The following is a 23,545-nucleotide window of genomic DNA, read 5'->3' on the forward strand; positions in this document are numbered from 1 at the left end:
GCAAATAATTGAACTGGCAAACTGTAAATTTTAAAAAAATCCAACCTGCCCGGAACGTAGATAGTGATAGGACAATATTTTTTGCCCTTCGGGTATGATTTAGCTGGCCTTCATGGATAAAGCTACTTTCCCCCGCTCCCGGTCAACTGACAACACCTGTACTTCTACCACATCCCCTACAGCTACAATTTCCATAGGATGACGGATGAAGCGCTCTGTCATCTGGGATATATGCACCAGGCCATCGTTTTTTATTCCTATATCCACAAAGGCGCCGAAATCCACCACGTTTCGTACTGTTCCGGTCAGGGACATCCCGGGAGTAATGTCCTCGATGCTCAGCACATCGGTGCGAAATACTACCGGAGGCAGTTCTTCGCGCGGGTCACGGTGCGGTTTCAAAAGACAATCAATTACGTCTTGCACGGTAGGTTCCCCTGCGCCCAGACTCTGAGCCAGGGTTGCGGGATTAAGGGCGCCCAGTTTAGTTGCCAAGGCAGGTGAGCCTATTTCTTTCTGGGCGGCACCAGCAGTTTCCAGGATACTTAAAGCCAGTTCGTATGATTCCGGGTGAATAGCCGTGCTATCCAAGTGATTGTCCGCCTGGTATATGCGTAGGAATCCGGCGGCTTGCTGAAAGGTTTTGGGGCCTAACTTTGAAACTTTCAGCAGTTCCTGACGGTTTTTAAATTTGCCGTTCTGGTCACGGTACTCCACGATTTTATGGGCTACTGTGGAAGAAAGGCCGGACACGTATGTTAAAAGCGAAACAGAAGCAGTGTTAAGTTCTACTCCCACCTGATTAACCGCCGATTCGACTACGGTGTTCAGACTTTGATTAAGTTCCTTTTGGGGCAGGTCGTGTTGATATTGCCCTACTCCAATCGCCCGAGGTTCAATCTTAACCAGTTCCGCCAGGGGATCCTGCAGACGGCGGGCAATGGATACCGCACTGCGCTGAGCTACATCTAGATGTGGGAATTCCTGGGCTGCCAGCGGGGAAGCTGAGTAAACACTGGCTCCAGCCTCACTGACAATAGTATAGGGAATCTGCAACTGCTTATTTTTAATCATATCGGCTACAAACTGCTCCGTTTCCCGTGAGGCCGTACCATTGCCAATAGCGATAGCAGTAACGTTATATTTTGTAATTTGGCGGCTTAAAATTTCCTCGGCTTCAGTTATTTTTCTTTGGGGTGGCGTAGGGTAAACCACTCCCACCTCCAGCATTTTCCCGGTATCATCGACAATGGTCCATTTACAGCCGGTGCGGTATGCCGGATCCAAACCCAGGATAGTTTGCCCCTTGACCGGCGGCTGCATTAATAGGCTGCGCAGGTTTTTGGCAAATACCGTTATGGCTTGTTCTTCAGCTTTTTCGCTTAATTCACTGCGCAAATCCCTTTCGATGGATGGCTTAATCAGCCGACTATAGCTATCCTGAAGCGCCTGCTCAAGATATTGTGCAGTGACTCCGGGCTTAACGTAACGGCGGTTTAAATATTCTATTATTTTGTCAATCTCCACAATAACCGAAACCTTAAGAATCTCTTCCCGTTCACCGCGGTTTATAGCCAATATTCGGTGGGGAGGTATTTTGTTGACCGCCTCCTGGTATTCATAATACATGCGGTAGGTTGAATCCACATTCTTATCTTTAGCCGCTACTGCCAGTATTCCCTGTTTGCGGCTGTACTCCCGAATCCATCCCCGCGCGGACGCGTCTTCGGATACCTGTTCAGCTACAATATCCATAGCTCCCTTAAGAGCAGCTTCGATAGTCGTTATTTCGCCTGAAAGGTAACGGTCAGCTTCCTCTTCAGGTTTCCCCTGCTGCGGACAAGCCAGCAGAAAGTCGGCCAGAGGCTGCAGTCCTCGGGCACGTGCGGTTGAAGCCCGGGTCTTACGTTTAGGGCGGAAGGGCAGATAAATGTCGTCTATTTCCACCAGCTTACCAGCCTGCCGTATCCGGGTTTCCAACTCCGCAGTGAGTTTACCCTGTTCCTCTATCAAACGGATTACTTCTGCTTTTCTTTGTTCCAGATGGCGATAAAAATTCAGTCTTTCCTCGATTAAGCGGATTTTGTTTTCATCCAGACCCCCGGTTACCTCTTTACGGTAACGGGCGATAAAGGGCACCGTATTCTTATCATCCAGCAACTCCACTACAGCTTTTATTTGCCTGAGCGATATATGGGTTTCTTCCAAAATGTGATTTAGTATCTGTTCCATAATACTTACTCCTTTATCAACTATCCGGCTCAAAATGTATTCTATATACCAGAGTAATCTATCTATCCGATCCTCAATTATAATGCCACATTTAAATAACATACGATATCATTGTTTATCATTTTAATAATATACCGTATTAAACACCATATTTCCAACGTCAACATACAATTTCCAGTGAAAAACATCTCACTGCTTAGCCAAATTGACATTTGTGAAAAAAGTCATTACCATGAGATGGAAGCATCCGATTTGTGGCAATTTTTTTATAATATATTTTTCAAAATACGCATAGGGAGGCTGAAAGAAAAAATGACTGATAATAACTTGAAAAATACCTACCGACAAAAACTAATCTCATTTGAAGAAGCCGCTCAAAAAGTTAAATCCGGGGATTTCGTGGCAACTGCGCTGGGGCTGGGATCCTGTTCGATTGATTTCTTTGAAGCTGTTTTAGACCGATATGAAGAACTGCATGACGTTAAGTTGTCAGATTCAGTGCAATTGCGACCCTGCCGTCTATATGATCCGGTTTTTATGAATAATATTAAAGACCACATACAATATGTACCTGCTTTCGGTTTGGCCACTATTCGTGAAATATATGGCTCCAACTGTGATTATCTGGTTAACAATCTCAGCGACAGCGGAGCTAAAATGATTCAGCGCACCGATGTGTTTATCTGTCAGGTTACTCCTCCCGACAGCCGCGGCTATATGAACCTGGGACTGAGTAACGATTATTCTCTTGAAATGCTGGAAAACCGCCGGGTTGGCCCGTTGCGACTGGCGATAGGTGAAGTAAATGACCAAATGCCGGTGGTGTATGGCAAGAATTGGGTACATATAAGTGATTTTGATTATCTGATTGAACATTCCTCGGCTCCACCGACATTTAAACGCAATCCGCCTAGCGAGATTGAAACAACCATAGCCGCATATGTGTTGGAATTGATTAATGATGGCGATACGATTCAGATGGGCTTGGGCGGAATAACGGAATCAGTCTTTGCCGGGTTGGAGAATAAACGCGGACTGGGTGTTCATTCGGAGATGCTGCCGATGGGGTTACCGCGCATGGTGGAAGAAGGCATCATTGATAATAAAAACAAACCCTTTGACCGCGGCATCTCTGTGGGCACCTTTTGCCTGGGCGATGAGGAGATGTATGAATATGTCTCCGAAAATCCCGCTGTTGAGATTCATCCCGGCTACTATGTCAATAAAGCGCCCTTGATCGCTCGCATACCTAATATGCTGGCCGTAAACAACGCACTGATGATTGATTTCAGCGGCCAAATTACCGCCGAAGGGCTGGGTCATCGCATGATCAGTGGTTCCGGGGGACAATTAGACTTTGTTTTGGGCAGTTTTTGGTCAGAAGGCGGGAAATCGGTAACAGTGATGCGTTCAGCCCGTCAAGGAGCAGATGGACAACTAACATCATCCATTGTACCGGGATTACCCACCGGAACTCCGGTAACAGTTCCCCGTACCTTTGCCAATTATGTCGTCACTGAATATGGTATAACCGATTTGCGCAACAAAACCCGTCAGGAGCGTGCTCATGCGCTGATCAATATTGCGCATCCAGAACTTAGATCAGAACTGCGCTGGCAGCTACAAAAAGCTTTCTACTAATTGTCTGATACGAGGTACAAGGAAGTAATTATCCGTATTTCACTTTATATTTGACCATAATGATTGTAGTTTAATGGCCAGCCCCGCAAAATTTGGATGTTCTACAATATCTTCGTCCATACCGGAGGCAACCAAGGAGTATACACCATCATGCCAGGCAAAACACTCGAGGGTTCTTTCCTGGGGATCAACCAACCAATAATGGTGTACTTCGGCCTGTTTATAAATCTGCATTTTTTGCAACCGGTCTTTGCGGCGGCTGGAAGGTGATAAAATCTCTACAACCAGTTCAGGTGCCCCGTCGATACGGGCATCTTTTACTATTTGCGGCTGTTCACCCGATACGTAGAATATATCCGGCTGGACTACATTATAATCAAGCAGGGTAACATCCAAAGGTGCGTCAAATATCTCTCCTTCATAATCAACTCCCCAAAAATAATCCTCCAGTATCCTTTGCAGCCTGCGAGATACTCGCTGGTGCACAACATTGGGTGAAGGTTCTCTAATCAGCATCCCGTCAAGTATTTCGTAGCGATAGCCCGGCTCTTCCGGAATAACCAGGTAGTCTTGATAGGTGAGCTTTTTGGTCGGTTTGGTATCATAAGGAGCAAAATTTTCCCTGACGTCACCACGCAGGGCATTAATTACATCGTCCAGCTTATAGCGGTATTGCCTGCTGCCTAGTTCAACACACGGTATCTTGTTTTCACGGGTATATCTCCAAATTGTTTCCACAGAAAGATCCAAGGCTTCTGCCAATGCTTGAGCCGTAATTAACTCCTTGTCTACAGTCATAATATCCACCTCCCTCTCGATTATAATTAATCTTTAAACTATAATCAACTTAAATCAATTAAAATAGCTTATAATCAAGAGACGGATGCAATGACTTCCTAATAGCAAGGAGATTTTGGTACCTGTGTAAATTAGATTTATTTAAGCAGGGTTCTATATATCATCTGTTACTCTGCCATCACCGAAAACCGGGATGGGATCGCCAAGAAAAGTCGGTTCGGATTTTAAGAATTTGCTCAAACAGAAGTCCTTATTCCTTGCCAGGATTTCTCGAATTTCGTAATTAAACATAACTGATCCATAATTGTGCAGATCGGAACTTACCCCATAGGCTTCTATACCTAATTCCCGGGCAATAAATACCGCTCTTAACAGATGATATCGTTGGGTTACGATAATGACTTTCTTGACCTTAAATATATCACGGGCGCGGTAAATACTCTCATAGGTACTGAATCCGGCATGATCCATAAAAATATTCTGGGAAGGAATACCTTGATTCTTTAGATATGCCTTCATCGTATTTACTTCATCATAATCCTGGCGGCCATGATCGCCGCTTACCAAGATTTTAGGCGCTTTCCCCATTTGATAAAGCTCATATCCGACATCTATTCGATCCGCCAGCATGGGAGACATGGTTCCATCCGGAAATACATAGGCCCCCAACACCAAAATGGCATCCGCGGGAGGGAGTTTTTCCGAATCTACTATGTATGGTTTTGCAGTATACTTTACGTACCAGTTGACCGTCAAAACCGCGCTTAATATTAAAAATGCCGCCACAATTGCAATTTTTCCTGCCTTATTAATGCCTTTTATTTTCATTAGCCATTACCTCATTTAAATACTTCGCTATTAGCATTACACATTCACCAGACTAAGACAAGCAGGCACTGGTTAAAGCAAAAACAATATTACATATAGGAACTTGGCGCTTTTTTGCGAACACCGATATACTAAATATCTGAAAATCGATTAAAATTAAAACTATATTCAATTTAGCGGATCAGATCAGAAAGGAATTGGAATAAGGCATGACATTGGGGGTATTATTTTTAACTGCATTTGGGGTGGGATTATCCGGAGCCATGATGCCTGGGCCGTTACTCACCGCTACTATTGTGTCGACTGCCAGGTATGGATTCATGGCCGGTCCTTTAATTGTTCTGGGACATGCTCTCTTGGAACTCGCTCTGCTGATAGGCTTATTGGCAGGTTTTTCAACCATCCTGCTGCTGCCCCAGGTAGGTCAGACTGTGGCCGTAGTGGGTGGTTCTTTTCTGCTATATCTGGGATATTCCATGCTAAAAGATACTGTCCAAGGAAGGCTGATTTTGCCTGACGGTCAGCCAGACCAGGCATCTTCTGCCCCGCTCAGGCATCCGGCAGTGACAGGAGTCCTTTTGTCGGTTTCAAATCCCTATTGGATTTTATGGTGGGCGACTATTGGCCTCAGTTATCTGACTATTGCCTGGAAGAGTGGAAAAAGCGGTATAATATCCTTTTACAGTGGCCATATTTTGGCTGATCTGCTTTGGTACAGTTTAATAGCCCTCATAATCAGTACCGGAAGCCGCTGGTTAAATCCATTAATATACCGACTAATATTAATAGTAAGTGCCGTTTTTCTAGCGGTAATGGGCGGGTATTTCATTTACAGCGGATTTAGTAGCATTTAAAAAATCTCCTTGGTACCTTTTTATCCTGACACCCGCATATAGGCCAGTAAATTACTTGAATATAGCCAAACGTGTTGCTAAGTTGTTTATCTATAGATTTATTCATAGGCCAAGGGCTTAAGGTCAAATTTTGGATTAAGCCAAGCAATCAGGATGTTGGTCAGCAGGAGAACCAGAAAACCGGCCAAACCAGTCAACCCCACGGTTAAGTCATTTCCGCCCTGAATCATCAGGATTGCCAGGCCGGCGGTTCCATTCAGGGTGCCGTGCATTATGGCTGCGGCAATAACCGATTGCGCCTTGACCCGTATATATACAAAAATCGGGGTAAGCAGCATACACCATATTATCATCATTCCTACTCCGGCTACAGGGTGCTGGGGGTAATTGTGTCCCTGCAGAATTACTGGCGCGTGCCATAATCCCCAGATAAAGCCTATCAGTAGTGATGCCCGCCAAAATCCCAGTTCCCTAAATTCACGCAACAGAAATCCCCGCCAACCCAGTTCTTCCCCGAAAGCCGCTACCGCATTCACAGTAATACCAGCTATCAAACCTTGTATAAGGGCAATCCAAAAATAGGATATGGGTAGAGCTTCCATTTGAGCGCGCATCTGAGCTGCCTGCTCCGGGGACAGATTTTGACCAAAAATATCGAACATTCCGGTCAATTCAGGAGAGTAGTGCACTCCGGGCCAAAGTAAGCTAATCCCTAGAGCGCCTATAGCCAGCAGCGGCGGCAGGAGCCAGGCCGCCAGAAACCAGCGGTTTAGTTTAAAGGAAACCTGCAGAGGTTTTATTACTTTTTCATGCTTAATAAGCTTCTGCACCAAAATCGCTACCAGCATAGGTACAAACATATAGGCAACCAAAACAACCGGGGTAGCAGTCGAACCCCAGCCCTCCCCCAGGGCCAAAAACATCCCTATCAATAACCAATTAATTAAAAAGGTTAGGGCGATAAATATTAAGGCATAACGGTATTTTCGCAACATCTCTTCCCTCCTGTTAGATATACACATGTTGTGTTACCTTGATAAATCCTTAAAATTACCCTGCGGATATAGATACTGTTCCTGAAAATTTATAAAATGTTGCCGCGTCTTTTATCTATTAAAGTAAACGATATTTTCGAAACTCGAAAAATCTAATTCGCCCGTTGTATGCAAGTGGTAGAGATGGGACATAGCCTCGCCGGTGGCAAACAGTTTTTGTCCCCAGGGGAAATCCTGCCAGTCTTTATAGGACAAGTCCCATCTCATCTGGCTGGCAACTTGCGCTGCGTGCATAGTTTTATCCCCGATGATGTCCATTATGTTCTCTAGGCGTCTTAGATGGTGAGTCCTAAGTTCTTCAATGCGTCCCTGACAGTCAGTGAGCATATAACGATGCCCAGGCAGAACCGTATCAATATTTAGCCCGGCGATTTTATCGAGACTTTCCAGATATTGTCCTAGAACATCTTCCTCTGGCTTCCAAAGCGTTATATTAGGCGTTATTTTCCCCAATATATGATCCCCAGAGAGTAATATTTTTTGGGCGGGATCGTAAAGACACATATGACCTGGAGTATGCCCCGGAGTCCATATACATTGAAATGAATAATCCCCTACCTCAATAACGTCTCCTTCCTGAACAATGACGAAATCAGTAAATACTTCGGAAGCATATTTATATCCCGGGTGTTTTTTAAAGTCTTCTTCCAGGCCATCGGCAGCCAACCCGCTTAGGTGCACAAATTCGTTAAAAATAATCCAATGTGAGCTGGCGCGGCTTGCCGCCACAATTTCGGAATCATGTTGGCTCATCCATACGGTAGTTTCAGGTGTGGCCAGATATTTGGTCAAACCGGCATGATCAGAATGAAGGTGGGTTATGAATAAATCAGTGGTCTCCATTCGTATATTCAATTGCTTAATAGCTTCGTTAATGGCGTAACGAGACTCATCACAATTAAAGCCGTTATCAACCAGGAGATTTCTTTTATCACCGCGGATAAAATAAGCGTTGGTGGCTTTAAGTGGATTATTGGGCAAAGGAATTTCAATTCTATAAACGTCAGGTAAGACTTGTTCTATCATATTAGCTGGCTCCTTTTCGTCTGTTAATATTACCTTTCCTACCACAGTTGTTCCGTCTCACATCAGCTTTTTTCCTGGAATGGAAAGAACACATTTTGTAGGGTATATACTATATATACCCGTTTTAGGCTTGAATGGCAATTAAAATAACATCTTCACAACCCTGTAAAAGAGGCAGATGTTCCCGGCTTCGGAGAAATATTAACCGCAAGCTTTTTTGAGCAAACAAAATGCCATCCTCAAGATCCAAGGCAGTCTGAGGGTGGCATTTAACAGAATTCTTATCCAGGAAACGGTTGAGCATTTATTTGATTTTTACCTTGATTTTACCATCTTGATCTTCTGCGGCATATTCTCTCGGCCATGCGGCATCTGCGCCGTCTGCGTCTGTTTCTTATATCTTCACAATGAAAATCGCAGCGTCTCCTGCATCTCCTACGTTGCAGCTGATTCATGTAACCATCCCTTTCTTAATTGGATTATGTTACATACTATTCCATTTACTGCATAAAGGTTACGCTGGAGTCTGCGTAGCGGATATTGGACGGCGCTGTCGTAATTACTAACTCAATTCTGCAATTAAGGTTTTAAAACCGGGCAGAGCGTTTTCGATAGTTTTATAGGCAACGCAATAAGCGATGCGTATATAACCGGGGCAGCCAAAGGAACTGCCGGGTACGACCAGGATGTTCTTCTGCTTGGCTAGGCTGCAGAACTCAATATCATCTGCAATCGGGGTCTTGACAAATAGATAAAATGCCCCCTGAGGTTTGATGCATTCATATCCAAAGGAGGTCAAGGCATTATAGAGAAGTTCGCGATTTTGGTTGTATGCCGCCACTTCTACCTTGGCATTCAGGCATCTGGCAATAACCCGCTGAAACAAAGAAGGCGCATTAACAAAACCCAGAATTCGCGTGGCGATATTAGCGGCCGCTTTAACATCTTCAGAATCTGCCACTTCATTGGGAATCACCAGATAGCCGATTCTCTCTCCAGGCAGGGACAGTGATTTGCTAAAAGAGTAGCCGATAATCGTGTTCTCATAGTACTTAGTCAGATAAGGCACGTCAATATTATCATAGGCTAATTCCCGGTACGGCTCGTCAGAAATGAGGTAGATAGCAATACCAAATTCCTTTTGTTTTTCCCGCATAATGTGGGCCAGTTTAATAATCGTTTCCTCTGAATATACTACCCCGGTAGGATTGTTGGGGGAATTGATAATTACCGCTTTGGTACGGGGGGTGATCTGCTCACTAAACGCTGCCAGGTTGGGCTGAAAATCAGTCGTATTGGCAGGAACTATCACTAATACCCCTTCATAGTTGGCGACATAGTTGCGGTATTCTCCAAAGAAGGGTGCGAAAGTAATAACTTCGTCCCCAGGGTTTAGAAGGGTTTTAAAGATTACGTTCAAGCCGCCAGCTGCACCGACCGTCATTATAATGTTCTCATGATTAAACGCGGTAGCATACTTTTCATTAATCGATTTAGCAATTGCATCGCGAACCTCTTCATAGCCGGAATTATTCATATAGCCATGAATGCCAGCGGAATCTATAGTATCCAGTATTTCCAAAATGGCTTTTTTCACGTCTTCAGGAGTATCGACACTTGGATTTCCCAGGCTAAAATCATAAACATTTTCCGCTCCATAAACTTCCGCCAGTTTCTTTCCTTCCTCAAACATGGCGCGTATAACCGAACTGTTTTTTACCTGGATCTGCATTTTATCAGATATCAAAATAAATCAACCTTTCTGCTGGTTTACTATGTTTTGCAGTAAAAAGATGCGGCTTCGCTGCTGATCAGGGTGAGCGTTGGGATGATTAAATAGGTCCTGTCATCTTGACATGAGCCGAAGCAACGATGCCCATGGCTTCTATAATGATTTTATTTACCATTAATTATGATTATAGCTATCTTATATAATTACGTCCAATCAAAAACCCGCAGTGATTTAAGGTGAAATTGCGCTCCAGGATTCAGATTAAGGAAAAGATGTCCCACCGCAAACGTATAATTAAAGCCTGACCAGGAGTGTTTTTAACACTCCTGGTTATTGTTTGGCTGCTAATTGTTCAAATAGGCAATAATGCCATTGGCAATACCGGCGGCGACATTATTGATAAAATTATCGTTTTTAAGGAGTTCTTCTTCAGCGGGGTTGCTGATGAAAACCACTTCAACTAAGGCTGAAGGCATATTGGTTTTCCTTAAAACTGAGAAATTAGCTTCTTTGACCCCCAGGTTTTTTCTTTGAATCTGGTTTACCAGTGATGTTTGTATAGAGGCAGCCAGTCGCTGTCTTTCACTGCGCTGCGCATAAAGGTTTGGGTTCGATGCCGGGGCATAAAAATACGTTTCTGTTCCCGAGACAGATATGTTACTGCTGGCATTGTTATGGATAGAAACAAAAAGACCGGCATTTAAGTTATTGGCAATGGCACTGCGGTTATCCAGGCCTACATACTGATCCCCGGTGCGTGTATAGGCAACCGGTATACCTTTTTGCTTGAGCAGCTCCCCCACTTTTAAGGTTATTTTAAGATTAACATCCTTCTCTCTAAGCTCGTTTCCACTAGCCCCGGGTTCAGAACCCCCATGCCCGGCATCTAAAACCACCGTGCGTATTTGGGGCGCAGGAGTGGGATCTTGGTTTGTGGCTGTAACCAGCCAGGAAGCCAGCCATCCGGTTCGTCCCCTGCGGCTGACTTGAAACCAGCCGTCCTGTTCGCCCAGAACAGACAGCACTTCCCCGGAGCGCGCCTGATCAACCACTGCTGTTAAGGTGGAAGGTCCGCTGCGTATGTTGACCAGGTTAGGGTTAATCCTGACAGCCGGTGGTTTTGCCACCGAACCGTTGTTTATATAAATAGTTCTGGTATTATCTTCCCAGCTAACCCTGCCGCCAAAAGCCTCCCCTACAAAGCGCAGCGGTGCCAAGGTACGGTCGGCTGCTATCCTAGGCGGCACTTCCAGGGTAGTTGTTTTACCGTTAACTTTGGGGGCAGATGAGCCGATAGGCATAACTATGTTAATCGCCCCTTTACCGGCGGTGACCGTCCGAGTGGCCTCGTTCCAGCCAAGCTCAGCACCCATGGCCTCAAAGATTGTCCGTACCGGAACTAGTGTGCGACCATTTTCTATCACGGGGTTTACATCGAAATAAAGCTGTTGGCCATTTAAAATTATCCGCGGTGGATCACTGGCAGAAGCTGCGGCGGCAGGCGGAAAGCGCAGGCCGGTCAAGGCCAGGGCAATAAAAAAAACCAACCAGAATAGATGTCGTCTGCGAATACTACGTCTGAAATAACACATATCTTACTATCTTACTCCTTATATTTTTTGCTTTGATAATCAAAGCCGTATAACTACACTACGTTTAAAAGAAGCTATATCCTGCACTTTTTTAGCAGGAAAATGTTGGTTGTATTTGCAAGGATGGTTATTAATCCAGCGGAAACAGAACCTAAATGCCATTTAATAGCAATTGTCAATAACGGTTGCGATTTAGCATAGTAATATATATATGAATTTATAATAGTTTTCTAATATATCCAGTAAAACTGTAATAAATGCAAAATTTAACGAAATATTTACATAAAGTTCAAAATACTGCGAAAAACAACTTTCATTACATCCCTACTGCCGCAATCAGCATTACGGATTAACCGGCATTGTGATATGCTTTAAAATAGTAGAATATGTAAAGAAGGGAGATGGTGCTGGCTACATGAAAAGAGTTCTGAAATGGCTGGGAGTACTGGCTGTGGTTGGATTTGCTATGATGCTGATGATAAAGATTCCTGCTTTAGGCCTGTCAGAAGCTGCCTTTTGCGGAAAATGTCATGTAATGGAAGAGCAGGTTTTAACCTATCAGCACTCACCTCATGCGAGTGTAGCGAACTGCGGTGACTGCCATGATCCGCATGGACTGGTAACCGGCAGTGCGTTTGCAGCTTTCGTGGGAACCCGGGACGTTTACCGGGTTGTAACCAACACGGCTCCAGCCGAGATTCGTACTAAAGGGTTAAGTAAAAATGTGTTGCAAGCTAACTGTTTGAGGTGTCATAGTAATCTTTTATGCGAAGTCAAAGATACCCGCGAAAATAACGGGTCTTATTGTTTCCATTGTCATCAGGAAATAGTTCATAATAAAAAATAAATTTAGGAAGGTGATAATTTTGACGTCTGAGAGAGTCAGATCATTGCTTCTGATTACGGTGCCGATACTGATTGTACTCCTTGTAGCCGGCATTTTTTTCTTTAATCGCAATAATAATATCGCCATGGAAGGACCCTCGGGTGAGATTGCCTTAAATGAAACCAATTCCAAAGCCTGGGGAGCCTTTTATCCCAACCATTGGGACAGCTATCAAGCTAACCTAAAAAATACCGAGCATCCTTCCCATTTTGACAGTAAACCCTATATGAAGACGATTTACGCTGGATTCGGTTTTGCCGCTGAATACAATGAACCTCGCTCTCATTTATATACCATAACTGATATTCAAGCCATTGATACAGCCCGTAAAAAAGCCGGGGCACCATGTTTTACCTGTAAGTCATCCCAGGTTCCGCAGCTCATGAAAAAATACGGCGATCAATATTACCTCATGTCCTTTGATGAAATAAGTAAAGAAATAACTGAACCTATCGGATGCCTGGATTGTCATGATCCGAAAACCATGAATTTGAGGCTGAGCCGTCCGGCTTTAATTGAGGCATTACAAAGACAGGGTCGTGATATTGAGCAGATAAGCAATCAGGAAATGCGCAGTCTCGTCTGTGCCCAATGCCATGTTACCTATTATTTCATGCCGCAGACGAAAAAGATCACTTTCCCCTGGGATAAAGGGGTAAAAGCCGACCAAATCCTGGCCTACTACGATGAGAAGAACTTTAGTGAATGGGTTCACCCCATGGCTAAAACAGGTTTGGTTAAACCGCGTCATGCTGAATATGAAACCTTTATGGGAAGCACCCATCAATCAGCCGGATTGGCATGTGCCGATTGCCATATGTCTTTCACTAAAGTAGGCAACAAAAAGATCAGTTCGCATGAGTGGAGAAGCCCCATGGACAATATAGAACAAAACTGTACCACCTGTCATCGCAACGGAACAGAATGGCTGCGAGAACGGGTTAACCTGATTCAAAGCCAGTGCAAGCAGAGTCAGGATCTGGCCGCCTGGGCCGTTGTCGAAGCGATTAATGAACTGAAAATCAGTCACGAGACCGCGGGCGTCAATCAGGATAAACTTAAAGCGGCTATGGCTATGCACCGTAAGGCCCAATGGTATCTGGATTACGTGATGGTTACCAATGGGTACGGCTTCCACAATCCTACGGAAACCTTAACTAATCTTAATATTGCTATCGATACTGCCCATCAGGCCACGAAACTTGCCCGGGAAGCGCGGCTTTAAAACAGACTAAACAATTACAGCTGAGGTATGTAAGCTTGAGAGAAAGATTTAAAAAATGGTGGGAACAGTTTATCCGCATAATGGCTTCAATGAAAACCGCAATAACGCTTTTGATCGTTTTGGGTGTGGTAAGTGCCCTGGGAACCTTTATACCCCAGGGCCAGCCCCAGACGTTTTATTTCCATGCATACGGACATCTGACCGGATCCCTGATTACCCTCCTTTCCCTTAATCAACTCTATCAAACCTGGTGGTTTCAGTTGATAACAGGTATTTTGTCTTTAAGCATTTTAATCTGCGGTTATCAGCGTTTAAGACATGTTAATAATTTAAAATCAGCCGGTTCCCTGCTTCTGCATATAGCTGTCGTGGTTACCGTGATAGGTTCAGTCTGGTCTTTAGGCTATGCCAAAAGTTTTTATCTGGAAATACCGGTCGGTGAAAAGGTCGCTCTGGCTGAGCATGGTTTAAGAGACGGGAGACTTGGGCTTAAGGATTTTAAAGTTGATTATTATCCTGACTTTCAGCCGCGCCAGTATGCCAGCCAACTAAGTTTGAAGGGTTATAAGGGCAAAAATTACGAGGAGCGAATAGCTGTAAACCATCCCCTAAAGGCAAACAGCCTGAAAATATATCAAAGTTCCTGGGGATGGGTCATGAATTTAAGCCAGCTTACGCCTGATTCTGCTAAGACAATACAAATTAAAGATAAAAATACTTATAGATTGCAGGCAGGAATGGATGTCAGAGCCGTCTTCATTCCGGATTACGCAGAGGAAAGCGGAAACATTGAATCCCAAAGCCCGCTCCCCAATAGACCCCATGTTTGGCTGACCCTTTTGCAGGATGGAAAAATAATAGATATGACAGTTCTAGCTCCGGGAGAGGAAGCTCAACTGGGTTTATTTACGTTGCGTTTCGATAATTACTCATATTTTTCCGGTTTGCAAGTCAAGGAAGATCCGGGTGTATATCTGGTCTTTGCAGGGTTTATTCTCTTAATCCTAGGTATCCTGGCCCGCTACTGGCAGTTATTTTTCCCGCCCAAGGAGGTTTGATCCGTGGAAAACCAGCTTATGAACCTGACCTTTTTTCTGTTGTTACTCACAGTTGTAGCAAATCTGATACGACTGTGGCAACCTAAGGAAGTTTGGAACCGCCTAAGCCTGATAATAATGGGGCTGGCCCTGCTGTCTTTTTTGTCTGTACTGACAGTCCGGACAATTGCAGCTGGACGCCTCCCCTTTGCAAATATGTATGAATTCGTCCTGCTATGCTCCTGTGCGATATTGCTTTTAGCTCTGTTTATACGCAAAACCTTAAAGTCGCCATTATTTGATTTAATGGCGGGGGTTTTGGTAATCTTGCTGCTATCTCTCAGCAGTATCCTGCCTTCCGAACTGCGACCTCTAATGCCGGCTTTGCAAAGTAAGTGGTTATATGCTCATGTAGCCACTGCCGTCATTGCTTATGGTTTTTTTGGCCTGGCTTTTTGTTTGGGAATTTCCTATCTGGCTAAATCCCGAGATGATGCGGCCAATTTAGCGACCCTGGATGAGCGCATTTACCGCGTGGTAATAATGGGCTTTACTTTTTTAACGGTGGTAATTATTACTGGAGCGGTATGGGCCGAGGAAGTCTGGGGAACCTGGTGGAGCTGGGATCCTAAGGAAACCTGGTCGCTTATCACCTGGTTCGTTTATGCGGCTTACCTGCATGCCCGGCGTACTTATGAATGGAGGGGCTCTAAAAGCGCCTGGATGGTAGTAATCGGCTTTATGGTGGTTTTGTTTACCCTTTTTGGGGTCAGTATTCTGCTACCGGGTCTGCACAGTTATATGTGATGCTTATTCCTCCATACTACCACTCCCCTTGCACCTGGGGATAGCGGTGGTCAACTTTAAAGTCCGGTTTGTCAAAATAATTACCGGTTTGACCAAAGGTCGCATCAACATTAATCCAACGATCCTCTTCTGATGAGTATACCTGGTTCCAGGCATGATCCCCCCAATTAGAGCCGCTGTAGGCCAGCCCGGTTACCATGCGCACCTTAAGCCCGACCGCCCGGCACATGGATACATATAGACTGGCATAATCAAAGCATATCCCGGAACGGGTTTCAAAGGCAACGATCGATCCGGATTCCATGCCTGTGGTATCGGTGGCTATGCGGGCAGCTTTGTCATGATCATACGTCAGGTTTTGAGCAATCCATCTGTAGATAAGATAAGCTTTCCGAGTATCGTTTTTTTCCCGGCCGACAATCTGCCGGGCCATTTTGTCAATCTGTTCATTGGAAGTAACGGCGGTATCCAGTGTTACTCCGTTAAAATAGGTAATGACCCGTCCCTTCATTAATTCCCGCACAGATTCATCCAGATTATTAAGTTCTTCCTCATCAGGTACGTTAAGGCCGGTAGCTTGAGCAAAAGCATCATTTACTATTACAGGAATCTTTTTCGCCAGGTTGGAGTTAAGCAAGGGATAGAGGACATCTTCCGACAATGCCTGGTAAAGGCTGGATTCATTCATGCTGGCAGACAAGGCAGGCATCGGTGCATAATACACCATGAAATTCAGGCCCAGGCCCAGCAAGAGTACGGAAATAGCGGCTCTGGGTATCTGTACAACGGCCCCGGTAAAGCCTTTTAACAGCGGTCCCCCCAGCGATAGCAAACCATACAATGCATTCGCCAGAGGGAAAACGATAAAACGGTTAAATACTTTCGTTAAAGGCTGGATCAGCCCCCAAAAAAAAGCTAATAAAAGCGGTACCATCACCAAATAGATTATAACGTCCTGTCCAAGCAGGAGGGTCTGTAGGGAAGCGGGAATTAAGTCATATATTTGATGACCAATACGATTAGAAGGTTCGAAAAATACCTGCTTGGTCAGATAAATCGCTAGGAATATTAAGGCGATAAAGACCAGGTTGTCGAACAAGGATATAAGTGATTGTCGTACCCCTTCCCGGGAAAACTGCATAAATACACCTGAAATAATAGGCAGAGCAGCAATTATTAGCAAGAGTGCAGTTATTGGATTTATATCGGGCATGCTGATCATTCCTGTAAACGTAATTTGTTTTTTTTATTATGCCATTAAAATGTCTCCTGTCAAACGTAGAGGAACAACCTGACAACTATAATCCATAGATTGAGGTAAAATCTTGCTTTAAATCCTTTTGAAAATCAGGATGAGCAATATTTATCAGGGCCTTAGCTCTCTCCCGCAATGTCTTGCCCTTAAGGCGGGCAACCCCATATTCGGTAACCACGTAATCAATGTCGTTCCTGGAGGTGGTAACCGCCGATCCCGTTATTAAAGTTGGCACAATCCTGCTTTTGGCACCCTGGGCGGCGGTGGATGGCAAAGCAATGATAGACTTGCCTCCCCGGGAACGGGCTGCTCCCCGTATAAAATCAATCTGTCCTCCCACACCGCTGTATTGCAGCGGTCCTAATGAGTCAGCCGCAGCCTGGCCTAGCAGATCAACCTGCAGAGCAGAATTAATGGAAACCATTTTGTCATTTTGCATGATGACAAAGGGATCATTTACATAATCAACCGGATATAGTTCAAGATTGGGATTGTTATGGGCCCATTCATAAAGCGGACGGCTTCCGCCGATAAAACTGGCTACTATCTTGCCTTTATGCAGGGTTTTCTTACAGCCGTTTATAACCCCGCTATTTACCAGAGCTGGAATGCCATCGGATATCATCTCTGAATGCATACCCAGATCATGTTTATCAGCCAGGAACTCCAAAATGGCATCTGGAATCGTTCCCAATCCTATTTGCAAGGTAGAACCGTCTTCTACCAAGGGAGCGACCTGGCGACCGATTTCAAACTCTATTTCCCCAAAAGGGGGCATCGGTATTTCCCAGAGGGGGTCATGGCATTCAATAAAGTAATCAATCTCCTCGACTTTTATCCAGGTATCACCATAGGTACGGGGCATATGGGGATTGATTTCCGCTAATACAATCCGCGCTGATTTTATGGCCTGACGCGTATAATCAACCGAAATTCCAAGACTGCAAAACCCGTGGTCATCCGGCGGAGTCAGGGTTACCATAGCTATATCCACGGGAATAATCCCGTCTTTAAACAGCCTGGGAACTTCGGAGAAATAGCAGGGGATGTATTCCACCCGCCCTTCACTGTACGCCAGGCGGACGGAGCTGCCTACAAATAAACTCTTATGGATAAAATGACCCTGCATTTCCGGGAGGGTATAGAGGCCTTTTCCCCAAGAACCCATGTGATAGATGCTTACGTTTTGAAGCTCCTGGGCTCTTTTGACCATGGCTTCAGGCAATAGATGGGGCTCACCCAATCCGTGTCCAAAGACGATATTATCATTGCTTTTGATTAGTTGTACCGCCTCTTGGGCTGATATGATTCTATCCTGGTAATAATTTTTCCAGGGCGGCATCTAAAACACCTTCCTTTCGATTAATAAAACTAATTCTATATCTGTAAAGTAAAAACCTTCCATATTAGCCATAAAAGATGGGGCTGCTTACACAGCCCCCCATGCAAATGATTGTGATACGGATGGGTAAGCGTTGCTTCCCACCGGAAGCCAAAGCTTTCGTTACCCGGACAGATAATCGTAAGTTGTTTTGTTCCAATCTTCCCTGCTTAAGCTAGACCATCCGCTACGGCTATTTCGGTAAAAGCCCCTATTCCAAATTTCCGGGATGGGCGGGAAAATTCAGGTAACGTATCTCTCCGCACCTTTCTTCCCCAATTGCTATCTGGACATCAGGTTTGTAGTTATCCGCCCAGATATGACAAATCGGCTTGCAAAGCTGTCTGGCTTTGGCAACTATATTCGTGGTAATAGAGCTGTCTTTATCTTCATTACCGTCCCAGAGCGTAATGATGACATCACTGTTTTCAGCTATGAAATGACCGGCTTTCAGATAAGCAGACCTAATCGTTGCGGAAGGCGGCATCTCTATAATTTCAATAGTTTTATGGGCAAGCCAGTATTTTAACTCATTCTGTAATTCGATTTCCTGTGCATTTTCCAACCCACCCGGACTTTTTACGTACTGGCTTTCGGGTATCGGCAGAATTGCGATCAGTCGGGAAGCTTCTCGATTCAGCAAACGGCGTGCCACCAGGCGGTCGGCACCTGCTGCCAGGGGCGAGAAAACCGTCAGATAATGACGGGGATAACGTTTTTCAAGAAAGCAAATAACAGAATCAACGGCCTGCCCCAGTCTGTCAAGCTGTTCCGGATTCAGGCGGGTATGACCAATTATCCCAATACGCAGTGTTTTTCGATCTCCCATACTGGTTAGGGCATTAAATTCTTTTACATTTACGTGCATTTCGATAATATTATCAGGGGGTAGACTGGATAGTTCGAACTTGCGTTTATCAGCCAGACTGCTCATTTTGATCAGGTTTTCCATGGAACGAGCTCCATGGTAATACCTGTTAACCCGCAAAAAGGCATCCAAAACACCGTTTTCGATAACGTATTGTCCTTCATTCCTAATCTGCGGAGCATTGGTTTCCAGATACTGTCTTAATATAAATGCACGCCGTATCATATACAGGCGATCTTCAACCGAATTGGGATTACCGTTGATTCCCCGAATATTAATAAAGGCACGCAATCGACTGATAAAATCAGGTTTTTTAGCGTTTCTGGCTTCTGTATTATCACCTTTTTGAAAATCTTCAAAAGAATGATGGGTTGCTCCCGCAAAGACATAGATCCCCCCTCCCAAAGGATGGGATATTCCTTGATGACTAAAAACCCCATCTTGCATAGGGGCTAAAAAGTAACGCAGCCAACCCAAAACGTTGCCTTCACAAGGCGTATCAAATTCGTCCCAAAATACCAAGGGCATCTTGCCTTTTAGATTCAGATCCCGTATTTGATGAAAAGCTGCCTGCAGTTCCTGATAAGTTTCGAACTGGGATAGATTAAAAGTTAACTGAGCCTCTTTTCCAATATTTAATCCTCGGGCAATTTCGGTAACCACAAACGACTTGCCGGCTCCTGGAGGGCCAAATACGGCTACACACAAAGGCTTATCGGGATTTTTTAACTGCGCATAATCCCGCATGGCATTTTTCACGCTGCGAACCCCTTCAATCTCCTGCCGATCCGCACTTGACCAGGCGCCGATCGATTCTACCGGAATATCCGGCAAGGCAACCAGAGGTCCTTTCAGGACAATGTTGCGGGCACATTCATTAACTGCATCCTGTGGATCCCTCTGCTGATGTTTTTGTTTTTTGATGAGGTTTTCTTCCAGGATGGTCCAATTGTCCCCTTCCGTTTTATTCATAATCGTTTCATTATCCGCTTGGAAAAATCCCACGTCCCCTACTATATTAATAATTGGATAATCGCCGTTATCATCGTTTAGGTTTAATATCCGATAGTATTGCGTAATGGTTTGGTATGGCAAACGCAGGTATTTACTATGATTTTCTTCATAAACTTCAAAACCTAAAATATGCAGAATTCGAGCCAGCTTTAAGCCTATCATACTGGCTTTTGTCCAATCCAAACCGTTGGGGTTTTCAATCCAGGAGGTCGCCAGGGCACCTAGCAAACAAGCGTGGTTGCCCATAATTTGTCCGGGGTATTGACTGGCAAAATCGCCTTCCTGACAACTGCGGTCAAAAATAAGATCACATTTATCCTTGCCAACTATTATTATGCCGCTGGCCCCTAGGGTCACGATGATTTGTTTATACTTAATTTTATGGCCCAAGGATTCGACAAACGGACAATTTTTACTTAATACTGCCGCTACAACTTCTTCCAGCATTCTTTCCCAGGATAATGACATGCCTATTTTTACTGCGCAGGCACGTAAATCACTCAAAGACGATACGATGGTGGTTCGATCAGCCAGACCCATCTCATCGATCCGATTCAATAGCGGATTTTCGTGCCCGTCATTATACTGACCGAGTAAAATGATTATGTCGCGTGGATATTTGTCCTTAAAATCGGTTGTTAAGGCTTCCGGCCAGCCTTCCCGGCAAGTGCGAAAGCCCAGGTTGCTATCCTGAATCAGCAATAAATCAGGATATCCATATAGTTTAGCAGCTGGATAATCCCAGTTGCCAGGTTCAAATTCGTACCATTTTTCTAAACGGTATGAAGTATGGCTGAAACCAGGATTGGGAAATTCCCTCCATAAAGTCCAGGAAGTCGTAATATGCCTATCTTTGGGACGACTAAGCAGTGCTTCATCTAGGGTCGCCCCTTCCACCCGAGCCAGATCTGGGGGAATCATTTCTTTTAATAGTTGGGCAATCATAGCCGAACCGCCGGGTTTAGAACTTAGTCTTACCCTTGAATCATCATCGGTTTTAGTCCAGTAATATACCCCGCCCCTAACAATTATATCTTCATTATGTATACGAAACCAATCTACAGTCGGGTCACCGCATATCTGCACAAGGTGTTGCATCACTTTAGCCTCCTTTGTTTAAGAATTACGTAGCAAGCCAAGCTTCTCTAGTCCCGCAACACAGGCTAGCTATTTTCATAGGTGCTTGTGTCTTGCGGACACAACGGGTTAATTTATATTATCATAAATAATAACAGAAAATGGGATGTTTCCATTTTTGGCAGCTAATAAAATACTGTATACAGTATTCTGACTTGATTTAATAGACATCCTTTAATACCCTATTAATGAAGAACTTATAAATATGACAGAGGTGGATTTATGCAGAAATTTAAAGTTGCAGTTTTAGGTTATGGTAATATTGGCAAATTCGCAGTTGATGCTATACAGGCTTCTCCGGATATGCAGCTGGAGGGCATAGTGGAACCAGCTGCCGCATACTGGGAAGCTCGGCCATCTGCACTTCAGGATTATAATCTGGTTGAATCCCTGGAGCAGTTACCCAGGGTAGATGTGGCCTTGTTATGTATCCCTTCCCGGGCGGTTCCAGAAACAGCCGCCCAATTACTGGCTCAGGGTATTAATACGGTGGATAGCTATGATATACATGGACAGCTATCGGATCTGCGAATTAAGTTAGATCAGGTCGCGCGGCAGAACGATGCGGTGGGCATAATTTCTGCCGGCTGGGATCCAGGTACCGATTCCATAATTCGTTGTATGTTCGAATTCATGATGCCACGTGGTATTACCTATACCAACTTCGGCCCCGGTATGAGTATGGGTCATTCCGTAGCGGCCAAGGCCATTTCCGGAGTTAAAAATGCTCTTTCCATGACGATTCCTGTAGGTACAGGTGTGCACCGGCGGATGGTTTATGTCCAGCTTGAAGCAGGAGCTGATTTTAATAAAGTATCAGCAGACATAAAAAACGACCCTTATTTTGCTAACGATGAAACGATTGTAAACCAAGTGCAGGATGTTAATCAACTTATCGATATGGGACATGCAGTCAGCATAGAGCGCAAAGGTGTTTCTGGATTAACCCACAATCAATTAGCAGGCTATTCCATGAAGGTCAATAACCCGGCCCTGACTGCACAGATAATGGTTTCTGCTGCCAGAGCCGGCCTGAAGCAGAAACCAGGTGCCTACACCATAATTCAAATACCTCCTATTGATTTCCTGTATGGAGATAAGGAAGAAATCATCCGCAGATTAGTCTAGTTAGAAAATAGACGCGGAAACGAAGATTCCTAATCCATAGCCCGGCTTTTTCAAGGATGGCTCTGGCACGCAATGCTTAAGCCCTTGGCTTTATGAAAGTAATGGCGTGCAGGCAGCGTATTTAGTAATGAAATAAAAATTTAATATACTAAATAACGGAGGTAACTAATTATGAAGCAACTAAGAAAGTATGTATTGCTGGTTCTGGTTCTGGCATTATTTGTTTCCGTATCCGGCTGTAAAAACATCGGCGACAATAAAGGCAATGACAAACCTGCCCCAGAACCACCAGCTACCCCAAAAACCGAAATAGCTGTATATTACGTAAAAATGACTGATACCGACACTTTTCTGGTGAGAGAGGTGCATAAGATTGATAAAACTGCCGATATGCCAAAAGCTGCGGTTGAAGAATTAATCAAGGGCCAGCCTTCCACGCCGGATGCCTACCGGGTACTGCCACCTGAAACTAAGGTTTTGGGGGTCAACGTTAATCAAGAGGGTTTGGCTACTGTTAATTTTTCATCCGCGGTACTTAATGCTAATGTTGGTGCCAGCGGCGAAGAAATGGGTATCTTTAGTATCGTGAACACCCTTACGGAATTCCCGAACATCAAACAGGTATCTTTTATGGTTGACGGTCAAACCGACAAAGCCATGAATTGGTGGGGCCATGTAGGCCTGTCGGAACAACCCTTCAGCCGTAATCTGTCAGCAGTACATGAACCGGCAATATGGGTCACCTCCCCTACTCCCGGTCAGACCGTTAGCAATCCGGTTGAGATTAAGGGAACAGCCCGTGTTTTTGAGGCCACCATCAGTTATAGGATTGTAGATGATCAGGGCAAGGAGTTAGCCGAAGGATTTACGACCGCCAGCGCTGGTGCTCCCGACCGCGGAGAATTTAGTACCAAAGCAGGTTTTCAAACATCCGGCCCTGGTAAAGGTAAAATCGAAGTGTTTTGGCAAAGCATGAAAGATGGTTCTGTTCAGGATAAAGTAACCGTTCCGGTCGAGTGGAAGTAACTTAGCCAAAAAAAGGGGGACAT

The 23,545-nt window shown here is 44.7% G+C and carries 18 protein-coding genes; 8 read left to right on the forward strand and 10 right to left on the reverse strand.

Annotated elements, in window-relative coordinates; genetic code table 11:
• Positions 1-99: 99 nt before the first annotated feature.
• Positions 100-2,232, reverse strand: a complete 2,133-nt coding sequence (locus AAV90_RS05815; RefSeq protein ID WP_046496583.1) for a Tex family protein — start codon at positions 2,230-2,232, stop codon at positions 100-102.
• Positions 2,233-2,544: 312 nt separating this feature from the next.
• Here AAV90_RS05815 and AAV90_RS05820 point away from each other — a divergent pair, with 312 nt between their 5' ends.
• A complete protein-coding gene (locus AAV90_RS05820) occupies positions 2,545-3,873 on the forward strand; it encodes an acetyl-CoA hydrolase/transferase family protein (RefSeq protein WP_046496612.1) in 1,329 nt (442 codons plus the stop codon).
• A gap of 39 nt (positions 3,874-3,912) precedes the next feature.
• Here the strand turns inward: AAV90_RS05820 and AAV90_RS05825 are convergent, their stop codons facing one another.
• Positions 3,913-4,671: a Uma2 family endonuclease gene (locus AAV90_RS05825; RefSeq protein ID WP_046496585.1), complete on the reverse strand. Its 759-nt coding sequence runs from the start codon at positions 4,669-4,671 to the stop codon at positions 3,913-3,915.
• 153 nt (positions 4,672-4,824) lie between these two features.
• A complete protein-coding gene (locus AAV90_RS05830) occupies positions 4,825-5,499 on the reverse strand; it encodes a SanA/YdcF family protein (RefSeq protein WP_046496587.1) in 675 nt (224 codons plus the stop codon).
• Positions 5,500-5,744: 245 nt separating this feature from the next.
• Here AAV90_RS05830 and AAV90_RS05835 point away from each other — a divergent pair, with 245 nt between their 5' ends.
• Positions 5,745-6,353 carry a LysE family transporter gene (locus AAV90_RS05835; protein WP_242847493.1) on the forward strand — a complete coding sequence of 203 codons (609 nt, stop codon included), beginning with the start codon at positions 5,745-5,747 and terminating at the stop codon, positions 6,351-6,353.
• Between the two features lie 98 nt (positions 6,354-6,451).
• On the opposite strand, the gene AAV90_RS05840 is transcribed toward AAV90_RS05835, so the two are convergent.
• The 4 genes from AAV90_RS05840 to AAV90_RS14045 all read right to left on the reverse strand — a co-directional run bounded on the left by AAV90_RS05840 (position 6,452) and on the right by AAV90_RS14045 (position 11,758).
• Positions 6,452-7,348 (reverse strand): CPBP family intramembrane glutamic endopeptidase, encoded by an 897-nt coding sequence (locus AAV90_RS05840; protein ID WP_084691491.1) that lies wholly within the window; start codon positions 7,346-7,348, stop codon positions 6,452-6,454.
• A 111-nt stretch (positions 7,349-7,459) separates the two neighbouring features.
• On the reverse strand, positions 7,460-8,434 hold the full coding sequence (locus AAV90_RS05845; RefSeq protein ID WP_046496591.1) for an MBL fold metallo-hydrolase: 975 nt from the start codon (positions 8,432-8,434) through the stop codon (positions 7,460-7,462).
• 562 nt (positions 8,435-8,996) lie between these two features.
• Positions 8,997-10,181 carry a pyridoxal phosphate-dependent aminotransferase gene (locus AAV90_RS05855; RefSeq protein ID WP_046496595.1) on the reverse strand — a complete coding sequence of 395 codons (1,185 nt, stop codon included), beginning with the start codon at positions 10,179-10,181 and terminating at the stop codon, positions 8,997-8,999.
• A 329-nt stretch (positions 10,182-10,510) separates the two neighbouring features.
• Positions 10,511-11,758: an N-acetylmuramoyl-L-alanine amidase gene (locus tag AAV90_RS14045; RefSeq protein WP_052729626.1), complete on the reverse strand. Its 1,248-nt coding sequence runs from the start codon at positions 11,756-11,758 to the stop codon at positions 10,511-10,513.
• Positions 11,759-12,173: 415 nt separating this feature from the next.
• Between AAV90_RS14045 and AAV90_RS05865 the strand changes: the two genes are divergently transcribed.
• The 4 genes from AAV90_RS05865 (at position 12,174) to ccsA (ending at position 15,713) form a co-directional block, all read left to right on the forward strand.
• On the forward strand, positions 12,174-12,605 hold the full coding sequence (locus AAV90_RS05865; protein ID WP_046496597.1) for a cytochrome c3 family protein: 432 nt from the start codon (positions 12,174-12,176) through the stop codon (positions 12,603-12,605).
• 19 nt (positions 12,606-12,624) lie between these two features.
• The gene (locus AAV90_RS05870) at positions 12,625-13,869 is read left to right on the forward strand and encodes an ammonia-forming cytochrome c nitrite reductase subunit c552 (RefSeq protein WP_046496598.1); all 1,245 of its coding nucleotides are present in this window, start codon (positions 12,625-12,627) and stop codon (positions 13,867-13,869) included.
• An 89-nt stretch (positions 13,870-13,958) separates the two neighbouring features.
• On the forward strand, positions 13,959-14,927 hold the full coding sequence (locus tag AAV90_RS05875) for a cytochrome c biogenesis ResB family protein (protein WP_207642046.1): 969 nt from the start codon (positions 13,959-13,961) through the stop codon (positions 14,925-14,927).
• Between the two features lie 3 nt (positions 14,928-14,930).
• Positions 14,931-15,713 carry a cytochrome c biogenesis protein CcsA gene (gene ccsA, locus AAV90_RS05880; RefSeq protein WP_242847494.1) on the forward strand — a complete coding sequence of 261 codons (783 nt, stop codon included), beginning with the start codon at positions 14,931-14,933 and terminating at the stop codon, positions 15,711-15,713.
• 16 nt (positions 15,714-15,729) lie between these two features.
• On the opposite strand, the gene AAV90_RS05885 is transcribed toward ccsA, so the two are convergent.
• The 3 genes from AAV90_RS05885 to AAV90_RS05895 form a co-directional block, all read right to left on the reverse strand.
• Positions 15,730-16,926 (reverse strand): transglutaminase-like domain-containing protein, encoded by a 1,197-nt coding sequence (locus AAV90_RS05885; protein WP_046496600.1) that lies wholly within the window; start codon positions 16,924-16,926, stop codon positions 15,730-15,732.
• A gap of 85 nt (positions 16,927-17,011) precedes the next feature.
• Positions 17,012-18,310: an acetyl-CoA hydrolase/transferase family protein gene (locus AAV90_RS05890; RefSeq protein ID WP_046496601.1), complete on the reverse strand. Its 1,299-nt coding sequence runs from the start codon at positions 18,308-18,310 to the stop codon at positions 17,012-17,014.
• Between the two features lie 250 nt (positions 18,311-18,560).
• Positions 18,561-21,329, reverse strand: a complete 2,769-nt coding sequence (locus tag AAV90_RS05895; protein WP_046496602.1) for a P-loop NTPase family protein — start codon at positions 21,327-21,329, stop codon at positions 18,561-18,563.
• A 261-nt stretch (positions 21,330-21,590) separates the two neighbouring features.
• Between AAV90_RS05895 and AAV90_RS05900 the strand changes: the two genes are divergently transcribed.
• Positions 21,591-22,496, forward strand: coding sequence for a diaminopimelate dehydrogenase (locus AAV90_RS05900; RefSeq protein ID WP_046496603.1), 906 nt, complete (start codon positions 21,591-21,593; stop codon positions 22,494-22,496).
• A gap of 171 nt (positions 22,497-22,667) precedes the next feature.
• Complete coding sequence (locus tag AAV90_RS05905; RefSeq protein WP_046496604.1) at positions 22,668-23,522, forward strand: Gmad2 immunoglobulin-like domain-containing protein; 855 nt, start codon at positions 22,668-22,670, stop codon at positions 23,520-23,522.
• Positions 23,523-23,545 lie beyond the last annotated feature (23 nt).

This window comes from Syntrophomonas zehnderi OL-4, assembly GCF_000983115.1.
Classification (GTDB): domain Bacteria; phylum Bacillota; class Syntrophomonadia; order Syntrophomonadales; family Syntrophomonadaceae; genus Syntrophomonas_B; species Syntrophomonas_B zehnderi.